This is a genomic window from Pseudomonas kitaguniensis (genome assembly GCF_009296165.1).
In the GTDB taxonomy this organism is placed as follows: domain Bacteria; phylum Pseudomonadota; class Gammaproteobacteria; order Pseudomonadales; family Pseudomonadaceae; genus Aquipseudomonas; species Aquipseudomonas kitaguniensis.
On the sequence record NZ_VUAZ01000057.1, the window covers coordinates 41,539 to 56,092 of the forward strand.

Annotated in this window: 13 protein-coding genes and 1 pseudogene; 8 read left to right on the forward strand and 6 right to left on the reverse strand. The window is 59.9% G+C overall.

Annotation, left to right across the window (positions count from 1 at the left end; all coding sequences use genetic code 11):
• Positions 1-46: 46 nt before the first annotated feature.
• On the forward strand, positions 47-592 hold the full coding sequence (locus F0169_RS11410; protein ID WP_152746582.1) for a TetR/AcrR family transcriptional regulator: 546 nt from the start codon (positions 47-49) through the stop codon (positions 590-592).
• 92 nt (positions 593-684) lie between these two features.
• On the opposite strand, the gene F0169_RS11415 is transcribed toward F0169_RS11410, so the two are convergent.
• From F0169_RS11415 to F0169_RS27870, 4 genes and pseudogenes are all read right to left on the reverse strand, one after another.
• Positions 685-1,464, reverse strand: a complete 780-nt coding sequence (locus F0169_RS11415) for an ABC transporter permease (protein WP_099238269.1) — start codon at positions 1,462-1,464, stop codon at positions 685-687.
• On the reverse strand, positions 1,461-2,393 hold the full coding sequence (locus F0169_RS11420) for an ABC transporter ATP-binding protein (protein WP_152746583.1): 933 nt from the start codon (positions 2,391-2,393) through the stop codon (positions 1,461-1,463). The genes F0169_RS11415 and F0169_RS11420 overlap by 4 nt, the downstream gene beginning before the upstream one ends.
• A 134-nt stretch (positions 2,394-2,527) precedes the next feature.
• Positions 2,528-3,145, reverse strand: a complete 618-nt coding sequence (locus F0169_RS11425; protein ID WP_152746584.1) for a glutathione S-transferase family protein — start codon at positions 3,143-3,145, stop codon at positions 2,528-2,530.
• 63 nt (positions 3,146-3,208) lie between these two features.
• Positions 3,209-3,367: pseudogene (locus tag F0169_RS27870) on the reverse strand (hypothetical protein); the annotation flags it as partial.
• Positions 3,368-3,537: 170 nt separating this feature from the next.
• Between F0169_RS27870 and F0169_RS11435 the strand changes: the two are divergent.
• Both F0169_RS11435 and F0169_RS11440 read left to right on the forward strand, forming a co-directional pair.
• Entirely contained in the window at positions 3,538-5,985 is a 2,448-nt protein-coding gene (locus F0169_RS11435; protein WP_152746585.1) for an acyl-CoA dehydrogenase, read from the forward strand.
• Positions 5,986-6,060: 75 nt separating this feature from the next.
• Positions 6,061-6,468 (forward strand): PA2817 family protein, encoded by a 408-nt coding sequence (locus F0169_RS11440; RefSeq protein WP_058413522.1) that lies wholly within the window; start codon positions 6,061-6,063, stop codon positions 6,466-6,468.
• 91 nt (positions 6,469-6,559) lie between these two features.
• Here the strand turns inward: F0169_RS11440 and F0169_RS11445 are convergent, their stop codons facing one another.
• Both F0169_RS11445 and F0169_RS11450 read right to left on the reverse strand, forming a co-directional pair.
• Positions 6,560-8,134 carry an alkaline phosphatase D family protein gene (locus F0169_RS11445; protein ID WP_172979410.1) on the reverse strand — a complete coding sequence of 525 codons (1,575 nt, stop codon included), beginning with the start codon at positions 8,132-8,134 and terminating at the stop codon, positions 6,560-6,562.
• Complete coding sequence (locus tag F0169_RS11450) at positions 8,131-8,685, reverse strand: GNAT family N-acetyltransferase (RefSeq protein ID WP_152746587.1); 555 nt, start codon at positions 8,683-8,685, stop codon at positions 8,131-8,133. Before F0169_RS11450 ends, F0169_RS11445 begins: the two co-directional genes overlap by 4 nt.
• A 190-nt stretch (positions 8,686-8,875) precedes the next feature.
• On the opposite strand from F0169_RS11450, the gene F0169_RS11455 reads away from it, so the two are divergent.
• Genes F0169_RS11455 through F0169_RS11475 form a run of 5 tightly spaced genes read left to right on the forward strand, consistent with a single transcriptional unit; the run spans position 8,876 to position 14,270 of the window.
• A complete protein-coding gene (locus F0169_RS11455) occupies positions 8,876-9,283 on the forward strand; it encodes an ExbD/TolR family protein (RefSeq protein WP_005786670.1) in 408 nt (135 codons plus the stop codon).
• 2 nt (positions 9,284-9,285) lie between these two features.
• Positions 9,286-10,032, forward strand: coding sequence for an energy transducer TonB family protein (locus F0169_RS11460; RefSeq protein WP_152746588.1), 747 nt, complete (start codon positions 9,286-9,288; stop codon positions 10,030-10,032).
• A 23-nt stretch (positions 10,033-10,055) separates the two neighbouring features.
• Positions 10,056-12,335, forward strand: a complete 2,280-nt coding sequence (locus tag F0169_RS11465) for a TonB-dependent receptor (protein WP_152746589.1) — start codon at positions 10,056-10,058, stop codon at positions 12,333-12,335.
• 17 nt (positions 12,336-12,352) lie between these two features.
• Positions 12,353-13,000, forward strand: a complete 648-nt coding sequence (locus tag F0169_RS11470; protein WP_122249574.1) for a MotA/TolQ/ExbB proton channel family protein — start codon at positions 12,353-12,355, stop codon at positions 12,998-13,000.
• A gap of 52 nt (positions 13,001-13,052) precedes the next feature.
• Positions 13,053-14,270 (forward strand): phospholipase D-like domain-containing protein, encoded by a 1,218-nt coding sequence (locus F0169_RS11475; RefSeq protein ID WP_152746590.1) that lies wholly within the window; start codon positions 13,053-13,055, stop codon positions 14,268-14,270.
• Positions 14,271-14,554: the final 284 nt, after the last annotated feature.

The following is a 14,554-nucleotide window of genomic DNA, read 5'->3' on the forward strand; positions in this document are numbered from 1 at the left end:
TACCGGCGAGCGCTTAAAGCAAATTCTTTGTGTTAAGGTTTTAGGCATGGCGATTAAAGAAGGCCTCCGCCCGGGGGGCCGTAGTGCCCGGGTTCAAGAATCAGTCCACAGCGCGACGCGCGAATTACTGGAAGCCTGCGAGCGTTCCAGCGTCACCGTGCCGATGATTGCTGCGCGCGCAGGCGTCACACCGTCGACCATCTACCGGCGCTGGGGCGACCTTTCCGCCCTGCTCGCCGATGTGGCCCTGCAACGTTTGCGCCCGGACAGTGAGCCGGCCAACACCGGCAGCTTGCACGGTGATTTGCGCGCCTGGGCGGAGCAGTATCTGGATGAGATGAATTCGGAGCCGGGTCGCAACATGATGCGCGATGTGCAACGCAGCCAGACGCCCGGCTATTGCGTGAGCATTTTGAGTGGGCAGTTACAGACGATTGTTGATCGTTACCCGCACGCTACGCCGCCACCGCCGAGCGTGGACCACTTGATCAATCTGCTCGCGGCGCCGACGGTGTTTCGTATTTTGTTTTCGACGGTGCCACTGAAGGTTGAGGAGCTGGACGTGCTGATTGAGTTGGCGCTTGGGGGCTGAAGGTGCGTATTCGTTATTTGGGTAACGGATATGTACCCCAAAAAAAAACGCCTCATAAAGAGGCCGTTTTTCACATCAGCACACACGACTGATTAAGTGCGCATCCCGCGCCCACTCACCAGCAACCGCGCGCATCCCACATACAGCACCACGGTGGCCACGAGCATGAACGTGATAGCCACGCTGATCTTGATATCCGACACACCCAAAATACCGTAGCGGAACGCGTTCACCATGTGCAACACCGGGTTGGCCAACGACACGGTCTGCCAGAACGGCGGCAACAAGGTGATCGAGTAAAACACCCCGCCCAAGTACGTCAGCGGCGTCAGCACAAACGTCGGGATGATCGAAATATCATCGAAGTTGCGCGCAAACACGGCGTTGATAAAACCCAGCAACGAAAAGATCGTCGCGGTCAGTACCACCACCAGAATCGTGACCCCAAGGTGATGCACTTGCAGGTGGGTGAAGAACAGCGACAGCAAGGTCACAATCACGCCGACCATCAAGCCACGCAGCACACCGCCCAATGTGTAGCCGATCAATATCGTGTGTGGCGATACCGGCGACACCATCAGCTCTTCAATCGAACGCTGAAATTTGCTGCCGAAGAAGCTGGAGACCACGTTGCCGTAGGAGTTGGTGATCACCGACATCATGATCAGGCCCGGCACGATGTACTCCATATAGGTGAAACCACCCATGTCGCCGATTTGGCGACCGATCAAGTTACCGAAGATCACAAAGTACAACACCATGGTGATCGCCGGCGGCAGCAACGTTTGCGGCCAGATCCGGGTAAAGCGTTTCACTTCGCGATAGACGATGGTTTGCAGCGCGACAAGGTTGGGTTGCAGTTCGGAATTCATACCGCCACCTTCGCCAGATTTTTCTCCACGAGTGACACGAACAACTCCTCAAGGCGATTGGTTTTGTTACGCAGGCTCAGCACTTCAATGTTCTGGGTTGCCAACTGGCTGAACAACGCGGTGATGCCCATGGCTTTGTCCACCTGAACTTCCAGCGTGTGGCTGTCGAGCAGGCGGCTCGGGTAGCCGAGCAACTGCGGCGGCACCGACAGGTTGTTTTTCAGGTCGAGCAAAAAGGTTTCTACGTGCAACTGGCCCAGCAGGTTACGCATGCTGGTGTTCTCGACAATGGTGCCGTGGTCGATGATGCCGATGTTGCGGCACAACTGCTCAGCCTCTTCCAGGTAATGGGTGGTGAGGATGATGGTGATGCCCTTCTCGTTCAGCTCGGTGAGAAAGGTCCACATCGAGCGGCGCAGTTCAATGTCTACGCCGGCGGTGGGCTCATCGAGAATCAACAGGCGCGGTTCATGCACCAGCGCGCGGGCGATCATCAGGCGGCGCTTCATGCCACCCGACAACGAACGCGAAGGCACGTCGCGCTTGTCCCACAGGCCCAATTGGGTCAGGTACTGCTCGGCGCGCTCATTGGCGATTTTCGCCGGGATGCCGTAGTAACCGGCTTGGGTTACCACAATGTCGAAGGTCTTTTCGAACTGGTTGAAGTTAAATTCCTGCGGCACCACGCCGATCGAACGCTTCAGCGCCGCCGGGGATTTATCCAGGTCATGACCGAAGATATTGACCGTGCCGCTGGTCTTGTTGACCAGCGTGGAAAGGATGCCGATGGTGGTGGATTTGCCTGCACCGTTAGGGCCGAGCAAGGCGAAGAAGTCACCTTCGGCAACATCCAGATCGATACCACTCAGGGCCTGGAAACCGTTGCCGTAGGTTTTGGTTAACTGCCGGATGGACAGAGCGGAACTCATATCGGAATACGCACCAAAGAAGGGAATGAAAAGAGTAGACGAGGGCGCAGCGCACGTAGTTCAACGGCGGCGCATGACAAGCATGGTGCTTGGCCGCGCCGCACAAGTACAGTCACGCGTATTAATAGTCGGTATTAAGTCAACGCGGTCATCACCGCTTTGCGGTAGGCCGGGCGTTGTTGCAGGCGTTGATACCAGGCTTCCAGATGGGGCATTGCGGGCCTTTCGATAGGCATTTCAAACCAGGCGTAGATAAAGCTGCCCAAGGGAATGTCGCCCATGCCGATCTCGCTGCCCGACAGATAAGGTTGCTCGGCCAGGGCTTTATCCACGGTGCTCAAGGCATCGATACAGGCCTGGCGCCCGGCATTGATGGCGTCCCAATTCTGCTTTTCCGCGGGGGTGCGCAAAATACCCCAGAACACCGCCTTGAACGGTTCGGCGAGGGTTGAGGTGGTCCAGTCCATCCACTTTTCGGCATTCGCCCGCGCTTGCAGATCGCTCGGGTACCAGCTCGACGCGTGCTTGGCGCAGAGGTAGCGCACGATGGTATTGGACTCCCACAACACAAAGTCGCCATCTTCGATCACGGGCACGCGGCCATTGGGGTTCATCACGCGGTAGTGCGGTGTGTCGACCACACCAAACGCTCCGCCTGCATCAATCGCCGTGTAGTCGAGGCCGAGTTCTTCGGCGCACCACAGGGCTTTCCTGACGTTAGATGAGTTTTTACGACCCCAGATTTTCAGCATGACCGTGCCTTATCGTTAATGAACATGGCTTGATGAACGACGCAGCATACGCCGGTTTGCGCGCGGCTTGAATCGGTGTGCTTGTCGCTCAGTTGATCCGGCATTGCGACGCTCAAAAATACTGACTGCCTGGTCACGTGAAGGCGCACTGGAACCGCGATGTTTTTCGGCGAACTCCACCACCGCAGGGTGGTCACTATCGATGAGGCGGCGGGGACTCAGGCCTGAAGCTTAACGACAGATTTGCCTTGGAGATAACGACAGTTCTTCCATATGGCGATCAGCCACCGCTGCGCGCTCCAGTACAACTGGTTACACCCTGACCACCACGCTTGTTCGCATGCCGACTAAGCTCCATGGTGGTTTCGCCCTGGTTTCACGGAGGATTGAATATGCTGTTGTTGTGGATACTGGTGCTGGTGGTAGGCATTGCCTACTTGGCACACCGCCGTATCGCGCCCCTGCCCGCCCTGGGCGTGGTGGCTGTTTACCTGCTGGCGATGGGTGCCTGGAGCCACGCACCGGGTTGGCTGCTGCTGATCTTCTGGGTGTTGATCGCCGTGGTGGCCGCACCGTTACTGCTGCCGGACCTGCGCCGCGAATACTTCACCAAACCGCTGTTCAGCTGGTTTCAGAAAGTCCTGCCGCCGATGTCACAAACCGAGCGCGACGCAATTGACGCGGGCACCGTGTGGTGGGACGGCGAACTGTTCAGCGGTCGCCCTGACTGGGACAAGTTGCTGGCTTACCCCAAGGTGCAACTGACCGAAGAAGAACAGGCGTTTATCGACGGCCCTACTGAAGAACTCTGTGCGATGGTCAGCGACTGGGAAATCGGCCAGGCCATGGACCTGCCGCCCGCCGCGTGGGAGCACATCAAGACCCACGGTTTCTTTGCGCTGATTATTCCCAAGGAATTCGGCGGCAAAGGCTTCTCGGCCTATGCCCACTCGCAGATCGCGATGAAACTCGCCACCCGCAGCGGCGACCTTGCTTCCACCGTGATGGTCCCCAACTCCCTGGGCCCCGCCGAGTTGCTGCTGCATTACGGCACCGACGAACAACGCAATCACTACCTGCCGCGCCTGGCGCGTGGCGATGATATTCCGTGCTTTGCGCTGACTGGCCCGCTGGCCGGTTCCGACGCTGGCGCCATGCCCGACACCGGCGTGATCTGCAAAGGCGAGTGGGAAGGCAAGGAAACCCTCGGCCTGCGCCTGAATTGGGAAAAGCGCTACATCACCCTTGGCCCGGTTGCGACCCTGTTGGGGCTGGCGTTCAAGGCGTATGACCCGGACCACTTGCTCGGCGAAGAAGAAGATTTGGGTATCAGCCTGGCGCTGATCCCGACCGACACCCCCGGTGTGGAAATCGGCCGCCGCCACCTGCCCTTGGGCGCTGCGTTCATGAACGGCCCCAACTCAGGCAGAGACGTGTTCATCCCCCTGGAATTCCTCATCGGTGGCCAGGAAATGCTCGGCAAGGGCTGGATGATGTTGATGAACTGCCTGTCGGTCGGCCGCTCTATCTCGCTGCCTGCCGTGGGCACCGGCGCGGCCAAATACACCAGTTTGGTGACGGGCCAGTACGCTCAGGTGCGCGAGCAGTTCAACGTGCCGTTGTCGGCCTTTGAAGGTATTCAGGAAGCCCTGGCGCGCATCGGCGGCAACGCCTGGCTGATGGACAGCGCGCGCATGCTCACCGCGAATGCCGTCGACCTGGGGGAAAAACCTTCGGTGCTGTCGGCGATCCTCAAGTACCACCTCACCGAGCGCGGCCGCGAGTGCATCAGCCACGCCATGGACGTGCACGGCGGCAAGGGCATCATCATGGGCCCGAACAACTACCTGGGCCGTAGCTGGCAAGGCGCGCCGATTTTTATCACCGTGGAAGGCGCGAACATTCTGTCGCGCAACCTGATGATCTTTGGTCAAGGCGCGATTCGCTGCCACCCGTTCGTGCTCAAGGAAATGGCGCTGGCCGGCCGTGAAGACCATGATCAAGCGCTGAAGGAATTCGACGGCCTGCTGATGCAACATATCGGTTTTGCCGTGAGCAATGCCGCCAGCACGCTGGTGCTTAACCTGGGCATTGGCCACTTCGAAAAAGCACCGGGCAACCGCTTGAGCCAAGGCTATTTCCGTGCACTGAACCGTCAGGCGGCTGCGTTCGCCTTGCTCGCCGACCTGAGCATGATGTTGTTGGGTGGCGAGTTGAAACGTCGCGAACGCCTGTCGGCGCGCCTCGGTGATGTGCTGAGCCACATGTACCTGGCGTCGGCGGCGCTCAAGCGTTATCACGACCTAGATTCACCGGACCACCTGCAACCGCTGTTCGCGTGGGCCATGGAAGAAAGTCTCGGCGAGTCGGAGCGTGCCCTCGATGAGCTGCTCAGCAACTTCCCGAACAAGGTACTGGGTTGCCTGCTGCGGGTGATCGTGTTCCCGTTCGGCCGTCGCCATACCGGGCCGTCCGATGCGCTGGATGCCGAAGTGGCCGCGGTGATCGGTCGCGCCAAAGGCGACCCGACCCTGGAGGAGCTGCTGGCTGGCTGCTATCGCCCGCAATCGGCGGACGATCCGGTGGGCGCGCTGCAACATGCCTACGACCTGCTGGGTGCGAGCCATGCGTTGCAGAAAACGCTGCACGGCGCGCTCAAAAGCGGTCAGGTCAAACCGGCTGCCGGCGAACACGCTATCGACGCGGCGCTGAAGGCCGGCGTGCTGCAACCGGCCGAAGCGCAAACCCTGCGTGACGCCGAAGCGGCGCGACGCAAGGTGATCGACGTGGATGATTTCAGCAAGGAAGAACTGACCCAGGCTGAGGGTAAAGTCCGCTGATCTGCTGGGCCATATAATTACGGGCGCTTGAGCTATATACTCTCGCGCCCGTTTTTGCTTTAGAGGACTTATCTCGTGTCCAACGTCGTTGCCGATCATCTCGTCTTGCTCGACCATCTGCGCAGCATCCTGGTTGCCGTCGGCGAAGCCGAACAGGTGCCTGAGGAAAGCCACGTTCTGTTTCTGGAGCGTTTCGACGAATTGCGCGCCCTGCTGCCGATCGACCCGATCGAAAGCCAGTATTTGGGCCAGGACCTGATGAGCCAGGTCATCCTGCGCTACCCGCAAATCGCCCACCTGGTTCCGCGCGACCTGCTGTGGTTCTTTGGCGGCGATTGCCTGCATTTTATGCCCGACGAAGAACTGGACCTGTACCAGGCCCTGGAAGAACGCCGCTATGAAGCCGAACTGAACGACGAACCGTTCGACTGGAACCAGGAAAAGCAACTGCTGGCCATGCCGCAAGACCAGAGCAAGCACTGATTGCAGAGGCGGGCCAGCGTGGCGAGCGGCTCGCCACACAAGCCCGTTCGCCATGCCAGCCCAGCAGCCATGCACACCGGCTGGCCACACATTAAACCGCTATCGCCCCCGCCTTCCCCGACTCCACCACAAATGACTTGAGCGTCGACACCGTCGCCAGCGGGTCACGCGGGTCGGTGATCACGCGAAAATTCGTCAGCATCTTCTGCGCCTCCAACGCCACCGACACATAGCCACGCTGGCGGCTGTCGAAAAACTTCACGTGCGGGTTGAGCGGCAGTATCTGCGAGAACGCCTCAAAGGGCGGCCCATCGGAGGTCACTGAACTGCCGACAAACTCGGTGCCAACAACCCGCGACTGAGGGTTGTTGGCATCCGCATGCAGGTCGGTGGTCCAGAATGAATGAATATCGCCGCCCCAAAACACCGGGTTCTTCGGCCGATGACGTTCGATGGACGCCAGCATCCGTGAGCGGTTTGCCATGTAGCCGTCCCAACCATCGGTCCAATGCCCAATGTGTTGGCTAGTCAGATCACGATGAATCAACGGCGCCACGAGCAAATCCTGAGCGATCACGTTCCATTGCGCCGTCGACTCGGCAAACCCTCGGTCCAGCCACGCTTCCTGCTGCCAGCCCAGCATGCTGCGACGCGGGTCGAGCAAGTCTGCGCAACTGGCGTCTGCGATATGCCCCTGCCGACTGCCGTTAGCCTGGATACACGGTTGTTCGGAACGGTACTGCCGGCCATCCAGCACATGAAAACGCGCGAGTCGGCCGTAGTCGAGGCGCCGATAAATGCGCATATCCGGCCCCTTCGGCACACTGCTCGCGCGCAGTGGCATATGTTCGTAAAACGCCTGGTACGCCGCCGCGCGCCGCTGAAGAAATTGCGCCACCGGGATTTTCGGGTCCTCGGACCATTGGTTGGCGTAGTCGTTCTGCACCTCGTGGTCGTCCCACGTCGCAACGCTGGGTGCCGCCGCGTGCAGGGCTTGCAGGTCCGGGTCGGTTTTGTACAGGGCATAGCGGTTGCGATAGTCGCTCAAGCTCACCGCGTTGCCGCTGCCATGCGCACGAATGATCTTGCCCGAGTCCGCCGCGTAGGAGTTTTCATAGATGTAGTCGCCAAGGAAAAACACCAGGTCGGGTTGCTCCGCCGCCAAGTGGCGATAGGCGCTGAAGTAACCACGCTCCCAGTGCGAGCACGACACAAACCCAAAATGCGCTGCCGCCAGCGCATGCTGCAGCGGCGCTGTGATTGCACGGCCCACCGGGCTCTGCGCGCCGAGCCCTTCGAACTGATACCAGTAAGGCCTGCCCGCCTCCAGCCCCGCGACCTCCACATGCACCGAATGCGCGAAACGCTCAGTCGCCGTCACTTCACCTTGCTTGACGATGCGCGTCATCGCCGCATCGCTGGCCACGCGCCAACGCACCGGCACTGCGCGGCTCAAGCCACCACGCCCATCTGCTGCGTTGAACAGTGGCGCCAGGCGCGTCCAGATCACAAACCCATCCGGCAGCGGGTCGCCGGACGCCACCCCAAGCGTAAACGGGTAATCCACCCCGGCGCTGCGTGCAAACGGGCTGAGAATCGAAAACGCCGTCGCCACTGCCAGCCCCGCAAGGACTCGACGTCGTCCAGGGTCGACTGCCCCACTCACAACGCGCGCTCCCAATCATCGCGTACCGTGGCGAAGCTCAACAAATCCTCATACACGCCATTTTTGAGAAACGCCTCGCGCAGGCACCCCTCGTACTTCAAGCCGATTTTCTGCATGACCCGCGCCGACTCTTTGTTGCGCCCAAAACACTGGCTGCCGACACGTTGCAAGCCCAGTTCGGCAAAGCCAAAATCCATCACCGCACTCGCCGCCTCAGCCGCGTAGCCCTGGTCACGAACGTGCGCCGCCACCCAACCTCCCAAGTGCCCATAGTGATGACGCGCGTTAAGACGCAGGCTGACGATACCGATTAATTCGCCGGTTGCTCGCACGTGCATACCCAGGCTCAGCAAATCGCCCGCGCGGTATTTTTCTGCGCTTGCGCTAATAAAGCTCTGCGCGACTTCCAGGGTGTAAGGCGAGGGAATATTGGCGGTGTTGTCAGCAATGTTCGGCCCGTTGCCGAGTACGCAAAGCACCTCGGCCTGGTGCATTTCCAGCGCGCGCAACAGCAGTCGTGGTGTGAGTAACTGAGGCAGTTCAGTCGGCATAAGAAGCGGCTCTGAAGATAAATTTCTCAACAATGTACGCCGTTCGTGTCAATTACATTACGTCATAAAACTGCAAGAATAATCACCTGAAAGACGCGTTCCAGAGCCTTCAAAACGTAAATTAAAGTTAACCAATCGGTCATTTTCGGCTGATAGCGTATCGCCCCTAATTCAATGATGGGGTAACGGAATGAGAACCTGGGACGAACCCAAGAAACGCAAGGCGCACATCGAACTGATCCCGATGATCGACGTGATGATGTTCCTCCTGGTGTTTTTCGTACTGGTGAGTTTGAACGTGATTCCCGCACTCGGCATGAAGACGCAATTACCCAGCGCCAGCAGCTCGCAACAGCTCAAGCCGCAGAACAAATTCATCCTGACTCTGGGCCTCGAAGGCCAGTTGCAACTGGACGGCAAGGACCTCACGGTGGATGCCCTGGTGCCGGCACTGAAGGCGGCTGAAAAGCCTGATACCAAGTCGACGATCATCGTCAACAGTGACAAGGGTGTGGAAGTCTCGCGCCTGGTGGAAGTCATGGACACCCTGCGCCTGGGTGGCTTTACCTCCGTCTCCATCGCCACGCGTAAGTCCTGATCATGTATGTACTGTTTCGTGCGCGTCAGCTGCTCGGCAGTGTCCCGGCCCTGATCGCCCTGGTGCTGATTGCAATGGGCATCCAGTCACAGACGTTGAAGGTTGAGCCGGTGTACGACGAGTCGGCGGTCGAGTTGGCACTGGTCGAGCCTGAGCCGGAAGTAGTGCCGCAACCGGTGGTAGTGGAACAGGAGCCGCCACCGCCGGTAATCGAGGATGAAGAGGCCGAGCCCGCCCCGCCACCGCCACCGCCGCCTCCACCAAAGCCGGTGCCAAAGCCCGAGCCCAAGCCGGTGCCCAAACCCAAGCCAGCAGTGGCCGCCAAGCCGACAACCGCACCGGCGCCGACACCAACACCGCAAGTGGCAGCCAAACCGGTACAGGCCGCCGTCGCCCCAACCCCAGCGCCGCCCGCCCCTCCCGCGCCACCCAAGGTCGATGGCCAGGCGCTGGAAGGCGGCTACCTCAAAGGTTTGCGCAACGAGCTGGACACTTACAAGCAATACCCCACCGGGCGCCAGGCATCGCTTGAACGGCCGAGCGGCGAGGTGGTGGTCTGGATGAGGGTGGACCGGCAAGGCCGCGTGCTCGACAGCGGCATTCAAACGCCGGCCTCAAGCATGCTGCTCAATCGAGCCGCCACCAACAGCCTGCGTCGCATCAAGCAAGTCAAGCCGTTCCCCGAGCAAGCCTTCGGGGGGCGCAACGAGCAGCGCTTCACCGCCACCTTCAACTACAGCGTGCAATAGCACCCCACACCAGGACGACAGTGATGAGGTTCACAAGGATTCATCTGGCACTCGTTGCCGCGAGCATGGGCCACGGCATGGCCATGGCAGACACCAGCGAAAGTGATGTCGGTACGATTGGCGTTCAGGGCAAGGCCACAGCGGGTGGCGGCTATATGGTGCAGGAAGAAAGCATCAAGGGCCGCTCCACGGTGACCAAGGAAGCGCTGGATAAACAGACCGGCACCGGCAACGCGATCGACAAGCTCAAATATACGCCGGGCCTGAACATCTCCAGCGAAGACAACACCGGGCTTTCGGGCTTTCGCTTCACCATGCGCGGGCTCAATTCCGACCAGGTGGGCATGTCGATCGACGGCATGCCGATCAACGACTCCGGTAACTATGCGCTGTACTCCAACCTGCTTGGCGACCCGGAAAACATCGACCAGATATTCGTCACCCAGGGCGCGTCCGAAGCCGACGGCCCGCACATCGGCTCAAGCGGTGGCAACATCGGCATCGTGACCACTCGCCCGACCAAGGAAACCGGGGCGTTCGTCAAACAGATCGTCGGCAGCAATGCCACCCGCAAGACCTTTGCACGGCTCAACACCGGCGAAGTCAACGGCCTGAGCAACTGGCTGTCGGTGTCGCATACCGAAGGCGATATGTGGCGCGGTTCGGGTGCGGTACGCGCAGACAAGGTGGAATGGAACAGCTTCTTCGATGCCGGCAACGGCAACACTGCCAACCTGATCCTCAAGTACCACGAGCAAGACAACAACAGTTACAGCCAGTTGACCAAGGACCAGTTTCAGCAGTTCGGTCGCAAGTACGACCCCTACCCGGCCACACCGGCGGTGGGCAGCAACGGCAAGGTCAATAACTACTACGCCTTGGCGCAGAACCCATTTCAAACCTTTACCGGCGTGCTCAACACCCAATTCAAACTGGCCGACAACCTGGCCCTGTCGGTCATCCCGTATTACTACTGGGGCAACGGCAGCGGCGTGGGGGCCTCAAGCTACGCGCTGAACCGTGGCTCGAACCAGGGCGGAGTGTTCGACCTGGGCAACCTGCCCACCGCCGCCCAATACAACGCCGACGGTTCCTCGACCACCGGCGTCTACTACCGCCCCTCGCGCACCCAGACGTGGCGCCCGGGCATCACCACCAAATTGAACTGGGACTTGGGCGATCACAGCCTGCAGTTCGGCTACTGGTATGAGCGTGCGCGCCAAAGCCAGACCCAACCGTTCATTGCTTTGAAGAACAACGGCAAGCCGAGCGACACCTGGCCCGACGGCGACTCGGTGGTCGACGCCAACGGCAACACCGTGCAGGGCCGCGATCGCTTCACCGTCACTCCGGCGCAAAAAGTCTGGGCGCAGGACACCTGGTACATCAACCCGGACTGGACCCTGGTGGCAGGCCTGGCCTACATGAACGTCAAGCGTGACGGCACCAATAACGGCAGCCTCACCGAGCAGCCGGAAAAACGTAACCAGTCCTACAACAAGCTGCTGCCCAACGCGGGCCTCAAGTACCAACTGGATGAACGTGACCAGTTGTTCTACAGCCTGTCGCGCAACATGCGCATTCCGCAAAACTACGTGCTGTACGACAAAGGCGCCGGCTCCATCGATGCCAAGCCGGAAACCAGCTGGAACCACGAGTTGGGCTGGCGCTATACCGATGAAGACATGACCTTGGCGGCCACCTTGTTCTACATGCAGTTCAAGGATCGTCAAGTGTCGTCGCGCGACATCAACGGCGACTTCGCCGACATCAACGCAGGCTCGGTCAACAACAGCGGCCTGGAACTGGAATGGAGCGGCCTGCTGCCCAACCACTTCAACTACTACACCTCTTACACCTACACCAAAGCTGAGCAACAGGATGACCTGACCGTGTTCAACGCGGGCCAAGCCATCGTATTGCCAACCAGCGGCAAGCAGTTCGCCAACGTGCCGAAGAACATGCTGGCGGCCAACATCGGGTATGACGACGGGCGCTTCTACGGCACCTTCGGCGGCAAATACACCAGCAAGCTGTTCGGCGACCTGACCAACGACGAGGCCATTTCCGGCCGCACCGTTTTCAACCTTGGCGCCGGTATCTACCTGCCGGTGGACAAGAAAGTGGTCAAGGACGCGACCCTGCGCCTGAACGTCGACAACCTGTTCGACAAGAAGTACCTCGACGGCGTGTACACCACCAAGACCAACGCGGCCAGCTACAGCGGCTTTCGCGATGGCGACCCGGCGTACATCGTTGGCCTGGACCGCACCGTAACCGTTTCCCTGGAAGCGAATTTCTAACTGCGAGGTAATAGACCATGGACATGAACCTGCTTCACGACATCACCTTTTATGTGATGTACGCCGCGATGGCGATTGCGATCTTTATCAGCATCGAACGCGGTATTTACTTCGCCTACGTACGCCGTCAAGCGCGGGCCTTGACCGACGTGCTCGGCGCCAATGTGCACAGCGAGCGCGACTTGCCGCAAAGCCTGACGCGCCGTGACAGCCTGCCGCTGAACATGGTGCTGCCGGTGCTGGCACAGAAAGCGTCGCAGGGTTCACGCAAGGACCTGGACGACGAAATCGAAACCCAGTACCTGAAGACCCGCGCGCCGTTGTCGCGCAGCCTGTGGATCATCGAAACCATCACCACTGCCGCGCCATTGCTCGGCCTGCTGGGCACCATTCTGGGCATCATCGACACCTTCAAGGCGTTGGCCAGTGCCGGCGTGTCCGACCCGGGCCAGATCTCCGGTGGTATCGGCACGGCCTTGTTCGCGACCGGTTTGGGTATCGCCATCGCGTTGTTCTGCGTGGTGTTCCACAACTTCTTCCAGGACAGCCTGGAGCGCATCAACGACCAGCTGAAAATCCTGCTGATTCGCGCCGCCACCGGCGCACGTGTACAGGGTGAAGTACCGCACCTGGTGCCGACCGTGTTGCACAGCCGCACGGCTTGACCCTCCCCTGCGCGCTGCCTGCGCCCGCCATTTTTTGCCCGATGAGACGCCCATGCCCCTTTCGATGAAGTTGCGTATCGCAGGCCTTGCCGGCTTGCTGCTCAGTCCGCTGGCCCAGGCGGACTTTTCAATTGCGGGGTTTGAACTGGTGCACACCGTGCCGGTGGACACCGCGCTGGGCACCGCCGATTTGCGCCAACCGGGGCCGGTATGGACCGCGTTGTTTGACAGCGCCAAAAGCAGCATCGATATCGGCCAGTTCTACGCCGCCGACCAGCCAGGTTCGGTGATGGACAAGGTCATCGAGCACCTCGAAGCCGCCGGCAAACGCGGCGTGAAGATTCGCTTTTTGCTCGAAGAAAAAGGCATCAAGCTGTCGGACGCCGCCACCCTGCAACGCTTGCGCGCGATCCCCAACTTGACCTTCCGTGTGCTGGCGTACGCGCAACTGAGTGGCGGGATTATCCACGCCAAATACATGGTAGTGGACGCCAACCAGGCGTTTATCGGCAGCCAGAATTTCGACTGGCGTTCGCTGGAACACATCCACGAAACCGGTCTGCTGATCACTGACAAGACGGTGGTGAGCCAGGTCCAGTCGATCTTCGATCAAGACTGGCAAGCGCAACAGGCGCTCGCCGAACACACCCCCGTGCCTTTACCGGCGGCCGGCAAAGAGCCTGCGCGCACCGGCAACTACTTGGTCGCCAGCCCGCAGCGCTACAACCCGCCCGGCGTGGGCGATTCACAACTGGAACTGCCACGCTTGCTGAGCGAAGCGAAAAAAGAGGTGCGCGTGCAATTGCTTGATTACGCACCGCTGTCCTACGGGCCGGACAAAACCCGCCCGTACTACGCGGTAATCGACAACGCCGTGCGCGCGGCCGCAGCGCGTGGGGTGTCGATCAAGCTGATGGTGTCCAACTGGAACACCGACGCGCTGGAACTGCCTTACCTCAAAAGCCTGGCCGTGCTGCCCAACGTAGAGGTCAAAATCGTCACGCTGCCCGAAGCCAGGCAAGGTTTTATCCCGTATGCGCGGGTGATCCACAGCAAAACCATGGAGATCGACGGGCACGTGGCCTGGGTCGGCACCAGTAATTGGCTCGGCGGTTACCTGGATAACTCACGCAACCTGGAAGTGGTGATGCACGACGACGCGATGGCCAAGCGCATCGGCGAACTGCATCAGCAATTGTGGGACGGGCCGTATGCCAAACCACTGGAAGTGATGGCGCACTACCCGGAGCCGCATCCTGGCAAGCCCTGACCGAAACCAGCTCCCCCACACACCAAACCTCTCTTGTGGGAGCGGGCTTGCTCGCGATAGCGTCGGGTCAGATAAGTATTGTTCAACTGACACACCGCTATCGCGAGCAAGCCCGCGCCCCACAGTTGACTGCATTCTGCTTGAGAGAGTGGCTTGGCTATTCGCGCTGATTAATCCCCGTTAACCCCTCTCTGTTTTAACCACACTCTGTGTGTAAACTTGCGGCCACTCAGGCACAACCATAATCAGGCAAAGGGAAACGGGGATGAGTGACGAATTGCGTT

Coding starts and splice junctions, on each gene's coding strand:
- F0169_RS11435 (WP_152746585.1), top strand. CDS start 3,538: ATGCTGTTGTTGTGGATACTGGTGCTGGTGGTAGGCATTGCCTACTTG.
- F0169_RS11410 (WP_152746582.1), top strand. CDS start 47: ATGGCGATTAAAGAAGGCCTCCGCCCGGGGGGCCGTAGTGCCCGGGTT.
- F0169_RS11460 (WP_152746588.1), top strand. CDS start 9,286: ATGTATGTACTGTTTCGTGCGCGTCAGCTGCTCGGCAGTGTCCCGGCC.
- F0169_RS11465 (WP_152746589.1), top strand. CDS start 10,056: ATGAGGTTCACAAGGATTCATCTGGCACTCGTTGCCGCGAGCATGGGC.
- F0169_RS11475 (WP_152746590.1), top strand. CDS start 13,053: ATGCCCCTTTCGATGAAGTTGCGTATCGCAGGCCTTGCCGGCTTGCTG.
- F0169_RS11420 (WP_152746583.1), bottom strand. CDS start 2,393: ATGAGTTCCGCTCTGTCCATCCGGCAGTTAACCAAAACCTACGGCAAC.
- F0169_RS11470 (WP_122249574.1), top strand. CDS start 12,353: ATGGACATGAACCTGCTTCACGACATCACCTTTTATGTGATGTACGCC.
- F0169_RS11450 (WP_152746587.1), bottom strand. CDS start 8,685: ATGCCGACTGAACTGCCTCAGTTACTCACACCACGACTGCTGTTGCGC.
- F0169_RS11455 (WP_005786670.1), top strand. CDS start 8,876: ATGAGAACCTGGGACGAACCCAAGAAACGCAAGGCGCACATCGAACTG.
- F0169_RS11415 (WP_099238269.1), bottom strand. CDS start 1,464: ATGAATTCCGAACTGCAACCCAACCTTGTCGCGCTGCAAACCATCGTC.
- F0169_RS11425 (WP_152746584.1), bottom strand. CDS start 3,145: ATGCTGAAAATCTGGGGTCGTAAAAACTCATCTAACGTCAGGAAAGCC.